This is a genomic window from Streptomyces sp. NPDC001828, from assembly GCF_042892175.1.
Lineage (GTDB): Bacteria > Actinomycetota > Actinomycetes > Streptomycetales > Streptomycetaceae > Streptomyces.
In genome coordinates, this window is sequence record NZ_JBIATV010000010.1 from 304933 (window position 1) to 325163 (window position 20231).

The 20231-nt window shown below is 71.0% G+C and carries 15 protein-coding genes; 6 read left to right on the forward strand and 9 right to left on the reverse strand.

Annotation, left to right across the window (positions count from 1 at the left end; all coding sequences use genetic code 11):
- Positions 1-7 precede the first annotated feature (7 nt).
- Complete coding sequence (locus tag ACFYZA_RS27125; protein ID WP_382589190.1) at positions 8-1015, reverse strand: ABC transporter ATP-binding protein; 1008 nt, start codon at positions 1013-1015, stop codon at positions 8-10.
- An 84-nt stretch (positions 1016-1099) separates the two neighbouring features.
- Positions 1100-2350 (reverse strand): NYN domain-containing protein, encoded by a 1251-nt coding sequence (locus ACFYZA_RS27130; protein WP_382589194.1) that lies wholly within the window; start codon positions 2348-2350, stop codon positions 1100-1102.
- A gap of 265 nt (positions 2351-2615) precedes the next feature.
- Between ACFYZA_RS27130 and ACFYZA_RS27135 the strand changes: the two genes are divergently transcribed.
- The gene (locus ACFYZA_RS27135) at positions 2616-2795 is read left to right on the forward strand and encodes a hypothetical protein (protein ID WP_100574554.1); all 180 of its coding nucleotides are present in this window, start codon (positions 2616-2618) and stop codon (positions 2793-2795) included.
- 82 nt (positions 2796-2877) lie between these two features.
- Here ACFYZA_RS27135 and dnaE read toward each other — a convergent pair whose 3' ends face one another.
- On the reverse strand, positions 2878-6423 hold the full coding sequence (gene dnaE / locus ACFYZA_RS27140) for a DNA polymerase III subunit alpha (RefSeq protein ID WP_382589197.1): 3546 nt from the start codon (positions 6421-6423) through the stop codon (positions 2878-2880).
- 238 nt (positions 6424-6661) lie between these two features.
- On the opposite strand from dnaE, the gene ACFYZA_RS27145 reads away from it, so the two are divergent.
- From ACFYZA_RS27145 to ACFYZA_RS27155, 3 genes are read left to right on the forward strand one after another with little or no spacing between them, the layout of a single operon-like run.
- Positions 6662-8017, forward strand: coding sequence for a DUF2252 domain-containing protein (locus ACFYZA_RS27145; protein ID WP_382589200.1), 1356 nt, complete (start codon positions 6662-6664; stop codon positions 8015-8017).
- 37 nt (positions 8018-8054) lie between these two features.
- Positions 8055-8729, forward strand: coding sequence for a hypothetical protein (locus ACFYZA_RS27150; RefSeq protein WP_388493174.1), 675 nt, complete (start codon positions 8055-8057; stop codon positions 8727-8729).
- A 59-nt stretch (positions 8730-8788) separates the two neighbouring features.
- Complete coding sequence (locus ACFYZA_RS27155; protein WP_382589206.1) at positions 8789-9598, forward strand: thioredoxin domain-containing protein; 810 nt, start codon at positions 8789-8791, stop codon at positions 9596-9598.
- Between the two features lie 67 nt (positions 9599-9665).
- Here the strand turns inward: ACFYZA_RS27155 and ACFYZA_RS27160 are convergent, their stop codons facing one another.
- The gene (locus tag ACFYZA_RS27160; protein WP_388493175.1) at positions 9666-10247 is read right to left on the reverse strand and encodes a dienelactone hydrolase family protein; all 582 of its coding nucleotides are present in this window, start codon (positions 10245-10247) and stop codon (positions 9666-9668) included.
- A 54-nt stretch (positions 10248-10301) separates the two neighbouring features.
- Between ACFYZA_RS27160 and ACFYZA_RS27165 the strand changes: the two genes are divergently transcribed.
- Positions 10302-11417 carry a mechanosensitive ion channel family protein gene (locus ACFYZA_RS27165; protein ID WP_388493176.1) on the forward strand — a complete coding sequence of 372 codons (1116 nt, stop codon included), beginning with the start codon at positions 10302-10304 and terminating at the stop codon, positions 11415-11417.
- 39 nt (positions 11418-11456) lie between these two features.
- Here the strand turns inward: ACFYZA_RS27165 and ACFYZA_RS27170 are convergent, their stop codons facing one another.
- From ACFYZA_RS27170 to ACFYZA_RS27190, 5 genes are all read right to left on the reverse strand, one after another.
- Positions 11457-13043: a Na+/H+ antiporter gene (locus ACFYZA_RS27170; protein ID WP_382589215.1), complete on the reverse strand. Its 1587-nt coding sequence runs from the start codon at positions 13041-13043 to the stop codon at positions 11457-11459.
- A 101-nt stretch (positions 13044-13144) separates the two neighbouring features.
- Positions 13145-13642: a GNAT family N-acetyltransferase gene (locus tag ACFYZA_RS27175; protein ID WP_388493177.1), complete on the reverse strand. Its 498-nt coding sequence runs from the start codon at positions 13640-13642 to the stop codon at positions 13145-13147.
- Positions 13639-14580 (reverse strand): RluA family pseudouridine synthase, encoded by a 942-nt coding sequence (locus ACFYZA_RS27180; RefSeq protein ID WP_388493178.1) that lies wholly within the window; start codon positions 14578-14580, stop codon positions 13639-13641. Before ACFYZA_RS27180 ends, ACFYZA_RS27175 begins: the two co-directional genes overlap by 4 nt.
- Positions 14581-14680: 100 nt before the next feature.
- Complete coding sequence (gene lspA, locus ACFYZA_RS27185) at positions 14681-15247, reverse strand: signal peptidase II (protein WP_382589224.1); 567 nt, start codon at positions 15245-15247, stop codon at positions 14681-14683.
- A gap of 62 nt (positions 15248-15309) precedes the next feature.
- The gene (locus ACFYZA_RS27190) at positions 15310-16380 is read right to left on the reverse strand and encodes a TraR/DksA family transcriptional regulator (protein WP_388493180.1); all 1071 of its coding nucleotides are present in this window, start codon (positions 16378-16380) and stop codon (positions 15310-15312) included.
- A gap of 566 nt (positions 16381-16946) precedes the next feature.
- Between ACFYZA_RS27190 and ileS the strand changes: the two genes are divergently transcribed.
- Positions 16947-20120: an isoleucine--tRNA ligase gene (gene ileS / locus ACFYZA_RS27195; protein WP_388493181.1), complete on the forward strand. Its 3174-nt coding sequence runs from the start codon at positions 16947-16949 to the stop codon at positions 20118-20120.
- Positions 20121-20231: the final 111 nt, after the last annotated feature.

Here is a 20231-nt window from a genome sequence, read left to right on the forward strand (position 1 = left end):
ATGGCGCTCACGCCTTCACCAGCCCTTCCGTGCGACCGCCGAGGGCGAGGTAGACGTCTTCGAGGCTCGGCGTGGCCAGGGTGAAGTCGTCGAGGGCGGCGAATGCGGGGCCGCCGGTGACGGTGGCGACGGCGGCCCGGGCCCGCTCGGGGCTGAGCCGCAGCGTCCAGCGCCGGCCGGCCTCCTGGGCCTCGGCGCGCAGCGCGGCGACCTCGGGCACCTCGACGGGGGCGCGGTCGCGCCACACGAGGTCGACCCGCACCTCGTCGGCTACGCGGGCCTTGAGACCCGCGGGGGTGTCGCAGGCGATGACCCGGCCGCGTTCGACGACGGCGACCCGGTCGAGCACGGTCTCGGCCTCGATGACGTTGTGGGTGACGAGCAGGACGGTCGCGCCGCGCTCGGCGCGCCGCCGGTCGACGGCCGCCCAGACCGCACGCCGGGCCACCGGGTCCATGCCGGTGGTGGGCTCGTCCAGGACGAGGACGGGACGCTCCCCGACGAGGGCGGTGGCGAAGCAGGCCAGGCGCCGCTGGCCACCGGAGAGCTTCTTGAGCGGGCGTCCGGCGATCTCGTCGAGGCCGAGTTCGCCGAGGACGGCGTCGCGTTCGGCCCGGGCCTCGCGCAGGGTGAGTCCGCGCAGGCGGCCGGTGGTCTCGGCGGCGAGCGAGACGGTGAGCTCGTCGAGCGCGGTGGACTCCTGGCCGAGGTAGGCGATCAGGCGGGCCGCGCGTTCGGGGTGGCGGACCAGGTCGTGCCCGAGGACGTCGACGGAGCCGGCGTCGGGCCGCATGAGCCCGGTCAGCTGGCGCACGAGCGTGGACTTGCCGGCGCCGTTGGGCCCGAGCAGCCCGAAGATCTCGCCGCGGTGCACATCGAGGCTGATCCCGTCGGTGGCCCGCACCTCGGGCGTACCGGGCGCACCGCGCCTGCCCCGGGTCGCGGGGTACGTCTTGACCAGGCCCCGCACCGCGCAAACGGTGCCGGCCCGCGCCGCTGCTGTGCCGGTACTCACGGAGAACGAGCCTAAGGGGTCGAAGGACCCACCCGGCCCCGGGGGCGGCTTAGCGGAACTCCTCGCGCCGCCCCCGCCGCCGCGCTATTCGCCGGCCGGCTGGCGCTCGGCGGCGGCGCGTACGTCGATCTCGCGCCAGAAGCCGGCCCGGATCGCGTACCGGTCGTGCTCGTCGATCTGGTCGTCCTTGTGCGCGAGGAGGCCGAACCGGGCCGCGTAGCGCAGGAGTTCACCGTCGATGCGGTGCGGGATGCGCGGGTACATGGTGGACAGCTTCTGTACGTGCGAGGGCTCTGGCAGGCGTTCCATCCAGCGCCGCGCGAAGACCTGGCCCACCTCGTAGGGGTCGCCGCCGACCGTGGTGATGTCCTCCTCGCGGTCGGCCCAGCGCTGCTCGGCGCTGGTGAGCTGGGCCAGCGTCGGCAGCGAGGCGGTCTCGGGGGACTCGCCGAGCGCGGAGCCGGGCCGCTCCACCCAGCCCTTGTCGGAGGACCAGCGCAGGGTGGCGGAGGCGGGCGGCGCGGGGGCGGCCGGGGCGCTGCCGGGGCCGCGCAGGGACGCCAGGTCCTTGGGGGTGGGTACGCCCTTGGCGCCGGTCGGGGCGGGCACGGAAGCCCCGTTCTCGCCGGGGGCCTCCGGCGGCGCGGTGCCGTTGCGCACGGCGGCGGCCTGGGCCTCGGCGGCCCGCTCGGCGGAGGCGGCGAGCGCGGACTCGGGCAGCGGCGCGGAGAGGATCGCGGCGATCTCGGGCCGGGGCGCGGGGGCGGGGGCGCAGATTCCGGTGAGGTCGCGGGCGCGGACGGCCTGGGTGATCCAGGCGCGGTCGAGGACGCGGCGCTCGTCCGCCTCGGCGACCAGGTCCTCGGACTGGTTGTAGTCGCCGTCGGCGGCCTGGACGGCCCACAGGTGGACGGCCACGCCGTGCTCCTTGGCGGACATCAGGCCCGGCAGCAGGTCGCCGTCGCCGGTCACCAGGACGACGTCCGAGCAGGCGCGGTTGCGGGCCAGTTCGGTCAGCTCGGCGTGCATGGCGGCGTCCACGCCCTTCTGTGCCCAGCGGCCGTCGCTGCGGGTCAGGGCGCCCAGGCGGACCGTGACCCTGGGCATCACGCGCAGCCGCCGGTGTTCGGGCTGGGGCACGCGGTCGGGGGCGCCGTCGAACCAGTAGATGCGCAGGAGCGGCTGCTGGGTGTCGGCCTCAGCCCGCTCGCGGAGCCCCTGGATCAGGGCGGCGTGGTCGACGGTGATGCGGGAACGGGCCGGTTCTCCGGCGAGCAGACTCGCGGCGGCACCGAGCAGGTAGCCGGCGTCCACCAGGACGACGCAGCGGTCCATGCGTTCCACCCTCTTTCGGGAACGGAAAAGCCGAAGAAACAAAGAAATCAGGAGCGGGGTGCGGGAGATCGCCGAATGAACTTCGGGTTTCCTTCGAGTCTGCCCGACCGCGCAAGGGTTGAGCACCGGAACTCGATCATCGGCGTGGCGGATTGGGGCGTCACGGCCCGCTCACGCACGGTAATGATCCGAAATGCGACCTTTGTCCATCTGTGTGAGTCTGACAGCGGCCCTGGCCCCGAGTTCCCCCACAGGAGGCAGCACCATGGCCAAGAACAAGAACCGCAAGTCCGGCAGTCAGCAGGAGCGTTCCGAGGCCGCCGAGCGCGGCCAGGAGCAGTCGAAGTCGACCGCCTTCGAGTCCCAGGCCATGCCCCAGTCGCAGGCCCAGGGCAGCCCGGCGGATGTTGCCCGTAAGCACCAGCGTCGCTTCGGTCATAACTAGCCGTCATTGAGAGAAGAGGGGCGCACCCCATGGGTGCGCCCCTTTCTCGTGCGATGCCGTACCGGAAAGGACTCCGCGCGGCTCAGCCGGCCAGGCAGGACGGGCCGAGCAGCACCTTCAGGTCGCCGAAGAGGGCCGGATCCGGCTGGACCCGGTGCCGGTCGAGCCGCAGCACCGTGGTCGAGCGCGGCCCCTGGAGCTTGATCCGCACCTCGGTGTTGCCCCGGTGGTGCCCCAGGATCTCGCCGAGCCTGCTGACCATGGGCGGGGTGACCTTCACGGTGGGGATGGTCAGGACGACCGGCGCGTTGGTGCCCGCCGAGGAGAGGTCGGGGACCATCAGCTCCATCGCGACCAGACGCGGGACGTCCTCGCGCTTGTCGAGGCGGCCCTTGACGAACACCACGGCATCCTCGACGAGCTGCGTCGACACCAGCTGGTAAGTCGCCGGGAAGAACATGCACTCGATGGAGCCGGCCAGGTCCTCGACGGTGGCGATCGCCCACGCGTTGCCCTGCTTGGTCATCTTGCGCTGGAGGCCCGAGATGATGCCGCCGATGGTGACGATCGAGCCGTCCGAGTAGTCCCCGCCGGTGAGCTGGCCGATGCCCGCGTCCGCCTTGTCGGACAGGACGTGCTCCAGGCCGAAGAGCGGGTGGTCGGAGACGTACAGGCCGAGCATCTCGCGCTCCTGGGCGAGCAGGTAGGACTTCTCCCACTCCACGTCACCGAACTCGACGTCGAGACCGAAGCCCGGCTCGCTGCTGTCCTCGTCCATGCCGCCGAAGAGGTCGAACTGGCCCTCGGCCTCCTTGCGCTTGACCTGCACCACGTTGTCGATCATGGGCTCGAACTGGGCGGTCAGGCCCTTGCGGGTGTGGCCCATCGTGTCGAAGGCGCCCGCCTTGATCAGCGACTCCGTGGTGCGCTTGTTGCAGGCGGCGGCCTCGACCTTGTCGAGGTAGTCGGGGAAGGAGGCGAACTTACCCTTGGCCTTGCGGGAGCGGATGATCGAATCCACCACGTTGGTGCCGACGTTGCGGACGGCCTCCAGGCCGAACAGGATCACGTCGTCGCCCTGGGCGGCGAAGTTGTGCACCGACTCGTTGACGTTCGGCGGCAGCACCTTGATGCGCATCCGCCGGCACTCGTTGAGGTAGATGGCCGACTTGTCCTTGTCGTCCTTCACCGAGGTGAGCAGCGCCGCCATGTACTCGGCCGGGTAGTTGGCCTTGAGGTACGCGGTCCAGTAGGTGACCAGGCCGTACGCCGAGGAGTGCGCCTTGTTGAACGCGTATCCGGCGAACGGGACCAGCACGTCCCACAGGGCCTGGATCGCCGCGTCCGAGTAGCCCTTCTCCTTGGCGCCGCCCTGGAAGAGAACGAAGTTCTTCGCCAGCTCCTCGGGCTTCTTCTTGCCCATCACGCGGCGCAGGATGTCGGCCTCGCCCAGCGAGTAGCCCGCGATGATCTGGGCGGCCTTCTGCACCTGCTCCTGGTACACGATGAGGCCGTAGGTGAGGCCCAGGGTCTCCTTGAGCGGCTCCTCCAGCTCCGGGTGGATCGGAGTGATCTCCTGGCGGCCGTTCTTGCGCTCGGCGTAGTTCGTGTGCGAATTCATGCCCATCGGGCCCGGCCGGTACAGGGCCGAGACGGCGGAAATGTCCTCGAAGTTGTCGGGCTGCATCTGGCGCAGCAGCGAGCGCATCGGGCCGCCGTCGAACTGGAAGACGCCGAGGGTGTCACCGCGGCAGAGCAGTTCGAAGGTCTTCGGGTCGTCGAGCGGGAGCGAGAGCATCTCCAGGTCGATGCCCTTGTTGGCCTTCACCATCTTGACGGCGTCGTCCATGATGGTCAGGTTTCGCAGACCCAGGAAGTCCATCTTCAGCAGGCCGAGCGACTCGCACTGCGGGTAGTCCCACTGCGTGATGGTGACGCCGTCGGTGTGCCGGACCCAGATCGGCGCGTGGTCGACGATCGGCTCGCTGGACATGATGACGCCGGCCGCGTGCACGCCCATCTGCCGGACCAGGCCCTCGACGCCCTTGGCGGTGTCGATGACCTTCTTCACGTCCGGCTCGTTCTCGTACATCCCCCGGATCTCGCCCGCCTCGCTGTAGCGCGGGTGCTTGGGGTCGGTGATGCCGGAGAGGTCGATGCCCTTGCCGAGGACGTCGGCGGGCATCGCCTTGGTGAGGCGGTCGCCCATCGCGTACGGGTAGCCGAGGACGCGCGCGGAGTCCTTGATGGCGTTCTTCGCCTTGATCTTTCCGTAGGTGCCGATCATGGCGACCTTGTCGGAGCCGTACTTCTCCGTCACGTACCGGATCACCTCGACGCGCCTGCGCTCGTCGAAGTCGATGTCGACATCGGGCATGGAGACGCGCTCGGGGTTGAGGAACCGCTCGAAGATCAGGCCGTGCGTGATCGGGTCGAGGTCGGTGATGCCCATCGCGTACGCCACGATCGAGCCGGCCGCCGAACCACGGCCGGGGCCGACCGCGATGCCGTTGTTCTTGGCCCACATGATGAAGTCGGCGACGACCAGGAAGTATCCCGGGAACCCCATCTGGATGATGATGTCCATCTCGTACTCCGCCTGCTTCTGGCGGTCGTCGGGGACACCTCCCGGATAGCGGCGCTCCATGCCGACCCGGACTTCCTCCTGGAACCAGGTGACCTCGGTGTAGCCGTCGGGGATCTCGAACTTCGGCATGAGGTTCTTGGCCTCGAACATGCCGCTCGTGTCGATCTGCTCCGCGACGAGCAGGGTGTTGCGGCAGCCCTCCTGCCAGGCGTCCGAGGAGTCCACCGCGTACATCTCGTCGGTCGACTTCAGGTAGTAGCCGGTGCCGTCGAAGCGGAAGCGGTCCGGGTCCGAGAGGTTCTTGCCGGTCTGGATGCAGAGCAGGGCGTCGTGCGCGGTCGCCTCGTGGGCGTAGGTGTAGTGCGAGTCGTTGGTGACGAGCGGCGGGATGCCGAGCTTCTTGCCGATCTCCAACAGGCCGTCGCGCACCCGGCGTTCGATCTCGATGCCGTGGTCCATCAGCTCCAGGAAGTACTTGCCCTCGCCGAAGATGTCCTTGTAGTCGGAGGCCGCCTGCACCGCCTCGTCGAACTGGCCGAGCCGCAGCCGGGTCTGGACCTCGCCGGAGGGGCAGCCGGTGGAGGCGATGAGCCCCTCCGACCACTGCGAGATCGTCTCCTTGTCCATCCGCGGCCACTTCTGCAGCCAGCCCTCGGCGTAGGCGTCGGAGGAGAGCCGGAAGAGGTTGTGCAGACCGGTCTTGTTGTGCGCCCAGATCGTCTTGTGCGTGTAACCACCCGAACCGGACACGTCGTCGCGCTTCTGGTGCGGCTGGCCCCACTGGATCTTGCGCTTGTTGCGCCGCGACTCGGGGGCCACGTACGCCTCGATGCCGATGATCGGCGTGACGCCCGCCTTCTTCGCCGAATGGAAGAAGTCGTAGGCACCGTGGAGGTTGCCGTGGTCGGACATCGCGATGTGCGACATGCCCATTTCATTGCAGGCGTCGAACATGTCCTTGAGCCGCGCGGCACCGTCCAGCAGCGAGTACTGGGTGTGGACGTGAAGGTGCGTGAACGGTGTCTTGGACGTGCCAGTCACGGCTGTGGCCTCCAGCGGCAGGGGGGTTCGCAGAGCGAGGGGGGACAGCCTTGGAGTCTACGTCGCCCCACTGACAGCCGACGGGGGAACCCGCGGCGCGAGGCACCCCGGCGGGGCGCGACGGGCGGGACGGCGGGCAGGGCGGCGGGCGGGCACTCCGGGGTACGGTCGCGCGTTGGAAGGGGCATACCCTGCCCCGATCGTGACGCAGGCAGTACGCACCAGGAGGCACCCAGCGATGTCGGCTCAGCAGCCCAGCGCCCAGACGCGCGGCGACGAGATACTCGCCGTTTTCGACACGGCGTTCGGCCAGCTCCTGGCCGCCGACCCGGCCGCCTTCCGGGTCAAGTTCCGCAAGATGGCGGCCTCCGCGTTCGCCTTCTACCGGGGCACGGCCTGCCTGTTCTACTCGGACCTGGAGAAGGAGCGGCACGGCGGTCCCTACCTGGACGAGCGCACCGGCCGGGTCTGGATCCACGGCGACCTGCACGCCGAGAACTTCGGCACCTACATGGACGCCAACGGCCGCCTGATCTTCAACGTCAACGACTTCGACGAGGCGTACGTCGGCCCCTTCACCTGGGACCTGAAGCGGCTCGCCGCCTCGCTCGCGCTGATCGGCTACACCAAGGCGTTCAGCGACGAGCAGATCAGCGCCCTGGTGCGCACCTACGCGGCCGCCTACCGGGAGCGGATCCACGCGCTCGCCTCCGGCGCCAAGGACGACGAGGTGCCGCCCTTCACCCTGGACACGGCCGAGGGCCCGCTGCTCGGCGCGCTGCGCGACGCCCGCGCCCGCACCCGGTTCGCGCTGCTCGACTCGATGACCGAGATCCGCGAGCACGAGCGCCGGTTCACCGAGGGCGACGGCTCGATCGAGCTGGACGCCGCGACGCGGTACAAGGTGCTGGCGGCCTTCGACGGCTATCTGGAGACGCTGCCCGAGGAGAGCCTGGTGCGGCCGGACTCCTACCGCGTGAAGGACGTGGTCGGGCGGCGCGGCATCGGGATCGGCTCGGCCGGTCTGCCCTCGTACAACATCCTCCTTGAGGGGCACAGCGACGCCCTGGAGAACGATGTGGTGATCTACATCAAGCAGGCGCAGACCCCGGCGGTGTCCCGGCACATCACGGACCCGGCGGTGCGCGGCTACTTCGAGCACGAGGGGCACCGCACGGTGATCTCGCAGCGGGCGCTGCAGGCCGCCGCCGACCCGTGGCTTGGCTGGACCGAGCTGGACGGGGCGGGCCAACTGGTCGCCGAGGTCTCGCCGTACGCGGTGGACCTGGACTGGTCGGACATCGACGACCCGGAGGAGATCGCGGCGGTCGTCGCCGACCTGGGCCGGGCCACCGCCGCGATGCACGCGGCGGCGGACGACGAGAGCGGCCACTCGGAGCTGGTGCCCTTCTCGACCGAGCGCGCCATCGACGCGGCGATCGCCGGCGACGAGGAGGGCTTCGCCACCCTGCTCGTCGACTTCGCCCACTCCTACGGCGCGCGGGCCCGGGCCGACCACCAGATCTTCGTCGACCTGTTCCGTAACGGTCGGATTCCAGGTCTTCAGAACCAGCCGATCTCACCGAACCTTTAGGCACGCCGGACAGCCGGACATGGCACACTCACCCGCGATGGACATATCGGGGACGCAGCTCAGGGCGGCACGCGCGGCGCTTTTCACAGCGCTCGTCGTGACGCTCTCGGCCGCGTCCCACGTGCTGCTCTCGCAGGTCCCGCTCCCGCTCCCGCTCGTGGCCGCCGCGGCCGGCGCGGTGTTCGTCATCGCGTACGCCCTGGCCGGGCGCGAGCGCGGGTTCTGGGCGATCGCGGGGGCGCTCGTCCCGCTCGAACTGGCCGCCGACACGCTGTTCACCACCGGCCAGCACGTCTGCTACGGACCGGCCGGGGGACCCGTCGCGGGCGCCCTGCGCGCGGTCGGCTTCGACCTGCTGTGCGGCGGCGGCACGCTGGGCGCCGTGCACACCCCGGCCGGCGCGGCCACGCTGCTCACCCACCCGGGCCCGGCCGTGCCCTGGCTGCTGCTCGGCGCCCATCTGACCGTCGGGCTGCTGGCCGCCCTGTGGCTGCGCCGCGGCGAGGCGGCCCTGGCCCGGCTGCTGCGCGCGGTCGGGGCGTTCGCCTTCCGGCCGCTGCTCGTCGCGGTCGCCGTGGTGCGGGCCACCGCCGACCGCACCCGCACGCCCGCGCGCCCGGCGCACCCCGGGCCCGGCGTCTCGCGCACGCGCCTGCTGGTGCACTCCGTGGCACGAAGGGGACCGCCCCGCCCGGCGCTCGGGCTCCGCTGAGCCCCGGGCACCCGCGGTCCCCCTCACATTCCCCACCTGCCATCCGGAGTAAAAAGATCATGAGTTCCCGCAACAGCCAGGCCAACAAGGCGGCCGCCCGCGAGCGGCTGCGAGCGGAGCGCGAGCGCGAGGCCAAGAAGGCCAAGACCCGGCGCCAGATCATCGTGGCCGCGTCCATCGTCGCCGTCCTCGCCGTGGCCGGCGGTGCGAGCTACGGGATCATGCAGGCCATGAAGCCCACCGCGTGGGACGCCGCCAAGGACAAGGCCCTGGTGAAGCCCGCCAACTCGGGCAGCGACGGCACCACCGTCGTCATCGGCAAGGCGGACGCGAAGAAGACCCTCGAAATGTACGAGGACCCGCGCTGCCCGATCTGCTCGCAGTTCGAGCAGGCCGTCGGGCCGACGATCAAGAAGGACGTCGACGCGGGCAAGTACAAGATCCAGTTCATCGGCGCCACCTTCATCGACAAGGGCAGCCCGGGCACCGGCTCCAAGACCGCGCTGAGCGCCCTCGGCGCGGCCCTGAACGTCAGCCCCGAGGCCTTCCTCGACTACAAGTCGGCGCTCTACTCGGCGAAGTACCACCCCGAGGAGACCACCGACAAGTTCAAGGACCGCGACTACCTGATCGAGATCGCGGACACCGTCCCGGCGCTCAAGGGCAACGCGGCCTTCGACAAGGCGGTCAAGGACGGCACCTACGACAAGTGGGCGCTCGTCATGTCGGACAAGTTCGACAAGAGCGGCGTCCAGGGCACGCCGACGCTGAAGATGGACGGCAAGAAGATCACCGCGGAGGGCTCGGACAACGCCCCGTCGGACCCGGCCTCCTTCACGGCCGCACTCGACAAGGCGCTCAAGGGCTGATCCCCGACGCCCGTGGACGGGCGGTCCTGACCCCCGGGTCAGGACCGCCCGTCCGGCGTCGCGGGGCCTATTCCTCGGCGTCGAGCCCGTCGAGGAATCCCAGGGCGGTGCGCCAGGTCAGCTCCGCCGACGCCTCGTCGTAGTCCGGCAGCCCCGGGTCGGTGTAGAGGTGCCCGGCGCCCGGGTAGCGGTAGATCTCCACGTCCGCGCCGGCCCGCCGCATCTGCAGGTACCAGGAGTTGAGCCAGTCCCCCGACTCGAACGGGTCCGGGTCGGCGACGTGCAGCTGGACCGGGAGCTCGTCAACGGACGTGTTCTCCGCCATGTCCGAGGTGCCGTGGAACAGCAGCAGACCGCGCGCCTTGCTGTCGCCGAGCGCCAGGTTCTGCGCGATGGAGCCGCCGAGGGAGAACCCGGCGTAGACGAGACCGCGCTCCGAGTACGGGGCGGCGGCGAGGATGGCTCGTTTCAGGAGCTCGTCGGCGCCGATCTCGTCCTTGACCTCGCTGCCCTCCTCGACGGTCTCCGCGGTGCGACCCTCGTACAGGTCGGGGACGTGCACCTCGTGTCCGGCGGCCCGCAGCCGCTCGGCCGCCTTCTGTACGGCGGGACGCAGACCGTAGACCGAATGGAAAAGCATGATGTTCATGGGGCCATCGTGCCAGTTGCGGCCGAGGGTGCCCTGCCGGTTACGGTCGGGGGCATGGAGAACGTACTGCGTCCGTTGATCGTCATCGGCGGCTCGGTCGTGCTCACGCTCGTAGTGGGGTGGCTGGCCGACCGACTGCTGCGCCGAGCCGACGCACGCCAACACGACACCCCGCTGTGGGGTCTGCTGCGCCGATGCCGCGTCCCGCTGAACCTCGTGCTGCTCACCGCGATACTGCGCGGCTCCTTCGACGAGATCAAATGGAAGCCGGTCCAGGACCACGAGGCGGGGCTGGCCCAGACCCTGACGCTGGTCCTGATCGGCGCGAGTTCCTGGCTGGTGGTGCGGATCGCGACGGCCGTCGTGGAGTCCTCGTACACCCGCTACGCCGCCTCGACGCGCGATCCCGCCCGGGTCCGCCGGGTCCGTACCCAGGTCACGCTCATCCAGCGGGTGGTGAGCGCGATCGTCATCGTGGTGGCGGTCGCCGCGATGCTGCTCACCTTCCCCGCGATGCGGGCGGCGGGCGCGTCCCTGCTGGCCTCGGCGGGCATCGTGGGCATCGTCGCCGGTGTGGCGGCCCAGTCCACGCTCGGGAACCTCTTCGCCGGGCTCCAGATCGCCTTCGGCGACATGGTGCGGATCGGCGACACGGTGGTCGTGGACGGCGAGTGGGGCGTCGTCGAGGAGATCACGCTCACCTTCCTCGCGGTGCGCACCTGGGACGAGCGCCGCCTGACCATGCCGGTGTCGTACTTCACCAGCAAGCCCTTCCAGAACTGGTCGCGCGGCGGCGCGCAGATGACCGGCACGGTCTTCTTCCACCTGGACCACTCGGCGCCGCTCCCCCTGATGCGCGAGCGGCTCGCCATGATCCTCAAGGAGTGCCCGGCCTGGGACGGCCGCGCCTTCTCGCTCGCGGTCACCGACACGACCCCGTCCACGATCCAGGTGCGGGCGGTCGTCACGGCCAAGGACGCGGACGACATCTGGACGGTCCGGGTGACGGTCCGCGAACAACTGGTGGCCTGGCTGTACGAGGAGCATCCCCACGCCCTGCCGAGGGTCACCACCACACAGGCCGAACCGCCAACTCCCCCTGTCAGCCCGGCCGTTGAGGACGAGCGCCGCATCAAGGACGAGCACCGCATCGAGGGCGACCGCCACTGAGGCGCGCGGGGCCGGGGCGGGCGGGGCCGGGGCGGGCGGTCACCGCAGGCTGCGTACGTCCAGCTGGCGCAGCACCCGGTCCACGATCTCCGGGTCGGCGCCGGGCTCGCTGCGCGCGGAGAGCACCTCGTGCCGGGCGGCGGACATCATCTCGCGCTGGATGCGCTGCACCGCCCGGATCCGCTCCACCCGCTTCGCATAGGACTCCCGGCGCTCCTCGTCGACCATGTCGGGGCTGATCCGCGCGCCCACGTCGTAGGCCCGCCGGTGCAGCTGCTCCATGACGTCCTCGGGCAGCTCCTCGACGTCCTCGATCTCCTTGAGGCGTCGCTTGGCGGCCTTGGCGGCCCGGATCGCGAGCGCCCGCTCCAGGTCGCGTTCGGCGTCCGTGTCCGCCCGTACGCCCAGCTTCTTGACCAGCCAGGGCAGGGTGAGGCCCTGGAAGACCAGGGTGGTCATGATCACGGCGAAGGCGATGAAGACGATCTCCTCGCGGCCGGGGAAGGGCGCGCCGTCGTCCGTCTTCAGCGGGATGGCGAGCGCGAGGGCCACCGAGGCCACGCCGCGCATCCCGGCCCACCACATGACGATGGTCTCCCGCCAGGACGTCGGGATCTCCTCGTCGTAGTCGCGCTTGGTGTGCAGCCGTTTGGCGAGCCAGGTCGCCGGGAGCAGCCACAGCAGCCGTACGCCCACGACCACGCCGACCACGGCCGCCGCCCAGCCGAACATGTGCGCCTCGCGGCCGGACGCGGTGCCGAAGACGTGGTGGAGTTCGAGCCCGATGAGGCCGAACGCGACCCCGGTGACCAGGGTGTCGACGATCTGCCAGAACGTGTCCCCGGCGAGGCGGCCCTGTACGTCGTCGGCGTCCATCATGTGCTCGGCGAGGAACAGCGCCACGGTCAGTACGGCGAGAACGCCCGAGCCGTGGAACTCCTCGGCCAGGACGTAGCTCACGAAGGGCACGAGGAGGGTGAGGCCGATCTGGAGGGTGGGGTCGCCGAGCAGGCTCATCAGCTTGTTGGCGGCCCAGCCGAGCGCGACGCCGACCGCGACGGCGACGACGGCCGACAGCACCAGCTGACCGGCCGCCTCGGCCCACGAGAAGGTGCCGCTCACGGCCGCGGCGATCGCCACGTGGTAGAGCACGATCGCGGTGACGTCGTTGAACAGGCCCTCGCCCTCCAGGATCGACACCAGGCGGCGCGGAAGACCGAGCGAGCCCGCCACGGCGGTGGCCGCGACCGGGTCGGGCGGGGCGACGAGTGCGCCGAGCGCGACGGCGGCGGCGATCGGCAGACCCGGCACGAGGGAGTTGGCGACGGCCGCGACGGCGGCCGTCGTCACGAAGACGAGCGCGACCGCGAGCAGGAAGATCGGCCGGACGTTGGCCGTGAACTGCCGCCAGGAGGTGCGCTGCACGGAGGCGTAGAGCAGCGGCGGCAGCACCAGCGGCAGGATCAGCTCCGGCTCGATGTCCACGTTGGGCACGAACGGCAGCAGCGCCATCACGATCCCGCCGAGCGTCATGAGCACCGGCGCGGGCAGCCCGAGCCGCTCCCCCAACGGGACCGTCACCACCGCCCCGAGCAGGAGCACGAGCAACAGGGCGAGCTGGTCCACGGGATGCCCTCCGGGCGGTGCGGGCCTGGACGGCCTTGACGATCAAGACCTCAAGCGTGCCACGCAACCGGCCCCAACCGCCCATCGGGGGGCAAAACGGTTCAGGAAGAAATGCCGGGGTACCCGGCCACGGGATCCTGGGCGAGCGCCCTTCGCATCGCCCGGTGCGCGATCCCCGCGTCCGGGAACTCCGGGCCGTACGCCGCGTACCCGAGGCGCTCGTAGAAACCCAGGGCATGGGTCTGCGCGTGCAGGTCGACCGCGCTCAGACCGCGCGCACGCGCGGCGTCCTCGATCGCGCGCACCAGGGCCGCGCCGACGCCGAGCCCGCGGGCCGCCGGGGTGACCGCGAGCCGGCCGAGCGAGCCGATGTCCTCGCCCCCGGTCCTGGCCAGCGCCTCGGGGCCGTACAGGAGCCGCCCGGTGCCGAGCGGTCCTTCGGCGCCGACGGCCAGCACATGCAGGGCGCCCGCGTCGTACGCGTCGTACTCGATCTCCTCGGGCACCCGCTGCTCGACCACGAACACCTGCCGGCGCACGGCGAAGCAGGCCTCCCGGTCGGCCTCGCCCTCGGCGACGCGGACCTGGAACTCCGTCATTCGCTCTCGGCCCGGATGACGTCGAGGGCGCGCTGGAGGTCGGCCGGGTAGGTGCTCTCGAACTCGACCCACTGGCCGTCGGAGGGGTGCTCGAAGCCGAGCCTCACCGCGTGCAGCCACTGGCGGGTCAGGCCCAGGCGCTTGGCGATGGTGGGGTCGGCGCCGTAGGTGAGGTCGCCGACGCAGGGGTGGCGGTGGGCCGACATGTGGACGCGGATCTGGTGGGTGCGCCCGGTCTCCAGCTTGATGTCGAGCAGCGAGGCGGCGCGGAACGCCTCGATCAGGTCGTAGTGCGTGACCGACGGCTTGCCCTCGGCGGTCACGGCCCACTTGTAGTCGTGGTTGGGGTGGCGCCCGATCGGGGCGTCGATGGTGCCGCTCATCGGGTCCGGGTGGCCCTGGACCAGGGCGTTGTAGCGCTTGTCGACGACGCGCTCGCGGAACTGCTGCTTGAGCGAGGTGTAGGCGCGCTCGGACTTGGCGACGACCATCAGGCCGGAGGTGCCGACGTCGAGGCGGTGCACGATGCCCTGGCGCTCGGCGGCACCCGAGGTGGAGATGCGGTAGCCGGCCGCGGCGAGGCCGCCGATGACCGTGGTGCCGGTCCAGCCGGGGCTCGGGTGGGCGGCGACGCCCACCGGCTTCATGATCACGACAATGTCGTCGTCGTCGTGCACGATCTCCATGCCCTCGACGGGCTCGGGGACGATCTGCACCGGCGACGCCGCCGCGGGCATCTCGACCTCCAGCCAGGCCCCGCCGTGCACCCGCTCGGACTTGCCGACCACGGCGCCGTCGACCTGGACCTTCCCCGCCGCCGCGAGCTCGGCCGCCTTGGTACGGGAAAACCCGAACATGCGGGAGATGGCGGCGTCGACGCGCTCGCCTTCGAGGCCGTCGGGAACGGGCAGGGTGCGGATCTCGGGAATCGTGCTCACCCGTCGAGTATGCCTTGCCCCACCGACATCGCCCGCCGCGCGTCCGGCGGGCGGACCCCGGCGGACCCCGTGGCGGGCTCGGTCCTCAGTGGTGGCGGGCTCAGTCCTTGTGGACGGTGCCGTCCGGGTCGAGGCCGCGGAAGGACAGGATCACGATCAGGATGCCGCCGCAGACGATCGCCGAGTCCGCGAGGTTGAAGACCGCGAAGCCCTTGGGGGCGATGAAGTCGACGACCGCGCCCTCGAAGATCCCGGGCGAGCGGAAGACGCGGTCGGTGAGGTTGCCGAGCGCCCCGCCGAGCAGCAGGCCGAGCGCGATCGCCCACGGCAGGCTGTAGAGCTTGCGCGCGAGCCGCGCGATGACCACGATCACGGTCGCCGCGATGATCGTGAAGATCACCGTGAAGGCCTCGCCGATCCCGAAGGCGGCGCCCGCGTTGCGGATCGCGTTCAGCTGGAGCAGGTCACCGATGACCTCGATCGGCTCGTGGTGCTCCAGCCTGGCCACCACGAGCATCTTGCTGCCGAGGTCGAGAAGGTAGGCGACGACCGCCACCGCGAACAGCACGGCGATCTTCCGCTTGCCCTTCGGCTGCTCGGCAGGGGCCGCCTGCTCGTCGGCCCCTTCCACATCCGGCGTACCGATGACGCTCTCCGCCTCTGCCACGTGAGTCCCTCGACCGTCTAGGTTCCTGACTGAGCACGAGAGTACGGCACACCTGTGCGGACTCAGCCCCGCCGTTCCTGCTTCTGCTTGTCCTCCACGCAGAGGGTGGCGCGCGGGAACGCCTGCATCCGGGCCTTGCCGATCGGGTTCCCGCAGATCTCGCAGTATCCGTACGTCCCCGCGTCGAGCCGCTCCAGGGCGTGCTCGGTCTGCTCCAGGGTCTCGCGGGCGTTGGCGGCGAGGGACATCTCGTGCTCGCGGGTGATGTTCTTGGTGCCGGTGTCGGCGTCGTCGTCGCCCGCGCCGTCGCCGGAGTCACGCATCAGGCCCGTCAGGGCCGCCTCCGAGGCCTCGATCTCGCTGCGCAGCCGCAACACCTCGCTGGACAGCTCGTTGCGGGCCTCGGCGACCTCCTCCGGGGTCCAGGGGTCCTCGCCCGGCCGGACCGGAAGCTCTCCCGGGGCCGTCGCGGCGACGGCACGGGCCGCCGGCACCGCCGACGCCGCGGCGGTCCTGCCCGCCGTCGCCCTTGCCGCGGTCTTCTTCGCAACCACCTTGTTGGCTCCCGTCTGTTCCGCGGCCGCAGCCGCCCCCTGGGCCGCGGTCGCGGCCTTCTTGGCGCCCGCTCCGGCAGCCTTCGCCGGAGCCGTCGTGCCGGTCGCCCCGTCCGTGCCGTCGTTGCCGGTCGCCTTGTCGGACGCGGCCCGCGCCGTCCCGGTTGCCTTGGCGGCCGCGGTCTTCTTGGTGACGGCCTTCTTCGCGACAGCCTTCTTGGCCACGGCCTTGGTCGCGCCCTTGGGCTCGGTCCCGGTCGCGGTCTTGGTCGCGGTCTTGGTCGCGGTCTTGGTCGCGGTGGCCTTCTTGGCAGGAGCCGCCTTCTTGGCGCGTGCGGTCTTCTTGGCGGCCCCGGTCTGCTCGGCCGACGCCTTTTCGGCTCCGCCCGCCTTGGCCGACGCGGTCTTCGCGGCGGGTGCGGCCGAGGCCGCCTTCCCGGCCGCGGCGTCGGCCGCGGCACTCTTCGTGCCGGTCGTCGCCTCGGCCGCCGAGCCCGTCCCGGCGGCTGCGGCGGCACTCGTGGCGTCGGCTCTCGCGGACGCCGTTGTGGTCTCTACGGCGGTCTTCTTCGCCACCATGGCCGCGGCCCCTTCACATATTGTGATCTTGCTCGCGAATCGTGCTGGGACGATAAATCGACCCCAGGCCCGCGGCAACGGGGCACGCCGCCGATTCGCCCCGCCCCGGACCGGCGGCAAGACGAACCTGCATCGGTTGTGCCCAGCTCCCGCCCCGGTGAATCCGCCGGACGGGCGGCGCCGGAAGCCCGCCGGCGGCCGTGTGGCCATTCGGGTCACGCGAACGCCCCCGTGCGGGGCCGCCGTAAACCGGTCGGCCGCCCTTCGCCGGGCCCCGTACACTGGCCGCAGCGAGAGGCGTGGACGGGACGAGTAGCGGCGTACGCGGCCAAGAGCGATCCGGGGACGGTGTGAGCCCGGAGGCGAGCGCGCGGTGAAGATCACCCCCGAGCCGTCGGAAGAAAGACCCCGGGTTCCCGGGGTCCGGTAGAACCGGCTTCGCGACCCCAATGAGGGGGCGGTGTTCCGCACACCGCCAAGGAGGGTGGTACCGCGGGAGCGCCCCACGAGGGCAGGCTCTCGTCCCTCCGACGGAACCGCACGACGATCCGCCGGAGGATGACCGGATGTCGCAGTACCGCCAGGTGCCCGCCCAGGTAGACCTGCCCGCCCTCGAGCACGCCGTGCTCGACTTCTGGGAGCAGTCCAAGGTCTTCGCCAAGAGCCTCGAACAGTCCGAGGGCCGCCCCGAGTGGGTCTTCTACGAGGGCCCGCCCACCGCCAACGGCATGCCGGGCGCCCACCACATCGAGGCCCGCGTCTTCAAGGACGTCTTCCCCCGCTTCCGCACGATGCAGGGCTACCACGTGGCCCGCAAGGCCGGCTGGGACTGCCACGGCCTGCCCGTCGAGCTCGCGGTCGAGAAGGAGCTCGGCTTCAACGGCAAGAAGGACATCGAGGCGTACGGCATCGCCGAGTTCAACGCCAAGTGCCGCGAGTCCGTGACCCGGCACACCGACGCCTTCGCCGACCTCACGACCCGGATGGGGTACTGGGTCGACCTGGACGACGCGTACCGCACCATGGACCCGCAGTACGTCGAGTCCGTGTGGTGGTCCCTGAAGGAGATCTTCAACAAGGGCCTGCTCACCCAGGACCACCGCGTCGCCCCCTGGTGCCCGCGCTGCGGCACCGGCCTCTCGGACCACGAGCTGGCGCAGGGCTACGAGACGGTCGTCGACCCCTCGGTCTTCGTGCGCTTCCCGCTCACCGGCGGCCCGCTCGCGGGCGAGGCGGCCCTCCTGGTGTGGACGACGACCCCCTGGACCCTGGTGTCCAACACGGCGGTCGCGGCCCACCCCGAGGTCACCTACGTCGTGGCGACGAACGGCGAGGAGAAGCTGGTCGTGGCCCAGCCCCTCCTGGAGAAGGCCCTCGGCGAGGGCTGGGAGGCCACCGGCCAGAGCTTCACCGGCGCCGAGATGGAGCGCTGGACCTACCAGCGCCCCTTCGAGCTGGTGGAGTTCCCGAGCGCAAGCGAGGGAACCAACGGGCACGGCCCGGCCACGGCCCACTACGTCGTCAACGCCGAGTACGTCACGACCGAGGACGGTACGGGTCTGGTCCACCAGTCCCCCGCCTTCGGCGCCGACGACCTCCTGGTCTGCAAGGCGTACGGCCTTCCGGTCGTGAACCCGGTCCGCCCCGACGGCACCTTCGAGGAGGACGTCCCGCTGGTCGGCGGCGTCTTCTTCAAGAAGGCCGACGAGAAGCTCACGGAGGACCTCAAGGAGCGTGGCCTGCTCTTCCGCCACGTCCCGTACGAGCACAGCTACCCGCACTGCTGGCGCTGCCACACCGCGCTGCTCTACTACGCGCAGCCGTCCTGGTACATCCGCACCACCGCCGTCAAGGACGCGATGCTGCGGGAGAACGAGAAGACCAACTGGTTCCCGGAGTCGGTCAAGGAGGGCCGCTTCGGCGACTGGCTGAAGAACAACATCGACTGGGCGCTGTCCCGCAACCGCTACTGGGGCACCCCGCTGCCCATCTGGCGCTGCGAGGAGGGCCACCTGACCTGCGTGGGCTCGCGCGCCGAGCTCACCGAGCTGACCGGCACCGACCAGTCCGCGCTCGACCCGCACCGGCCGTACATCGACGACGTGACCTTCACCTGCACCGACGAGGGCTGCTCCCTCGAAGCGGTGCGGGTGCCCGAGGTCATCGACGCCTGGTACGACTCGGGCTCGATGCCGTTCGCGCAGTACGGCTACCCGCACCAGAACAAGGAGCTGTTCGAGAGCCGCTACCCGGCGCAGTTCATCTCCGAGGCCATCGACCAGACCCGCGGCTGGTTCTACACGCTGATGGCGGTCGGCACCCTGGTCTTCGACAAGTCGTCGTACGAGAACGTGGTCTGCCTCGGCCACATCCTCGCCGAGGACGGCCGCAAGATGTCCAAGCACCTGGGCAACACCCTGGACCCGATCCCGCTGATGGACCAGCACGGCGCCGACGCGGTGCGCTGGTTCATGGCGGCCGGCGGCTCCCCGTGGGCGGCCCGGCGGGTCGGCCACGGCACCATCCAGGAGGTGGTGCGCAAGACGCTGCTCACCTACTGGAACACGGTCGCCTTCCAGGCCCTGTACGCCCGTACGTCCAACTGGGCGCCGAGCGCGGCGGACCCGGCCCCGGCCGACCGCACGGTCCTGGACCGCTGGCTGCTCAGCGAGCTCAACTCGCTGGTGGGACAGGTGACTTCGGCCCTGGAGGCGTACGACACCCAGCGGGCGGGCAAGGCGCTCTCCTCCTTCGTCGACGACCTCTCCAACTGGTACGTGCGCCGCTCGCGCCGCCGCTTCTGGCAGGGCGACAAGGCGGCCCTGCGCACCCTGCACGACGTGGTCGAGACGGTCACCCGCCTGATGGCCCCGCTCACGCCGTTCATCGCCGAGCGGGTCTGGCAGGACATGGTCGTGCCCGTGACCCCGGACGCCCCGGAGTCGGTGCACCTCTCGACCTGGCCGGTGGCGGACGCCTCGGCGATCGACCCGACGCTCTCGCAGCAGATGGCGCTGGTACGCCGCCTGGTGGAGCTGGGCCGGGCGACCCGCGCGGAGTCGGGCGTCAAGACGCGCCAGCCGCTGTCCCGGGCCCTGGTCGCGGTGGCGGGCTTCGAGGCCCTCTCCCCCGAACTGCACGCGCAGATCACGGAGGAGCTGAACGTCTCGTCCCTCGCCTCGCTTTCCGAGGTGGGCGGCTCGCTGGTCGACACCACGGCGAAGGCCAACTTCCGGGCGCTCGGCAAGCGGTTCGGCAAGGGCGTCCAGGACGTGGCCAAGGCCGTGGCCGCGGCGGACGCGGCCGCCCTTTCGGCCTCGCTGCGCGACACCGGCGCGGCGGCGGTGGAGGTGAACGGCGAGCAGATCTCGCTGGCCCCCGACGAGGTCATCATCACCGAGACCCCGCGCGAGGGCTGGTCGGTGGCCTCCGACTCCGGCGCGACGGTCGCCCTCGACCTGGAGATCACCCCGGAGCTGCGGCTCGCGGGCCTGGCCCGGGACGCGATCCGGCTGATCCAGGAGGCGCGCAAGAACAGCGGGCTCGATGTGGCGGACCGGATCGCGGTGCGCTGGGAGTCCGCCGACCCGGAGGTCTCCTCGGCCCTGTCGGCCCACGCGGCCCTGATCGCGGACGAGGTCCTGGCCACGGATTACGCCCCGGGCGCGGCGGACGCCTCCTACGGCTCGCCCTTCACGGACGAGCCCCTGTCCCTGACGTTCCGCCTCCGCAAGGTGTAACCCCGGCCAGCGGTTGCGACGGCCCGCCCCTGCGGCTGTGGGGGCGGGCCGTTGCTTTTCCCCACCCCGCCCCTTCCCGCTGTGACACTCTGCGGCTCCGCCGCGTGGCCT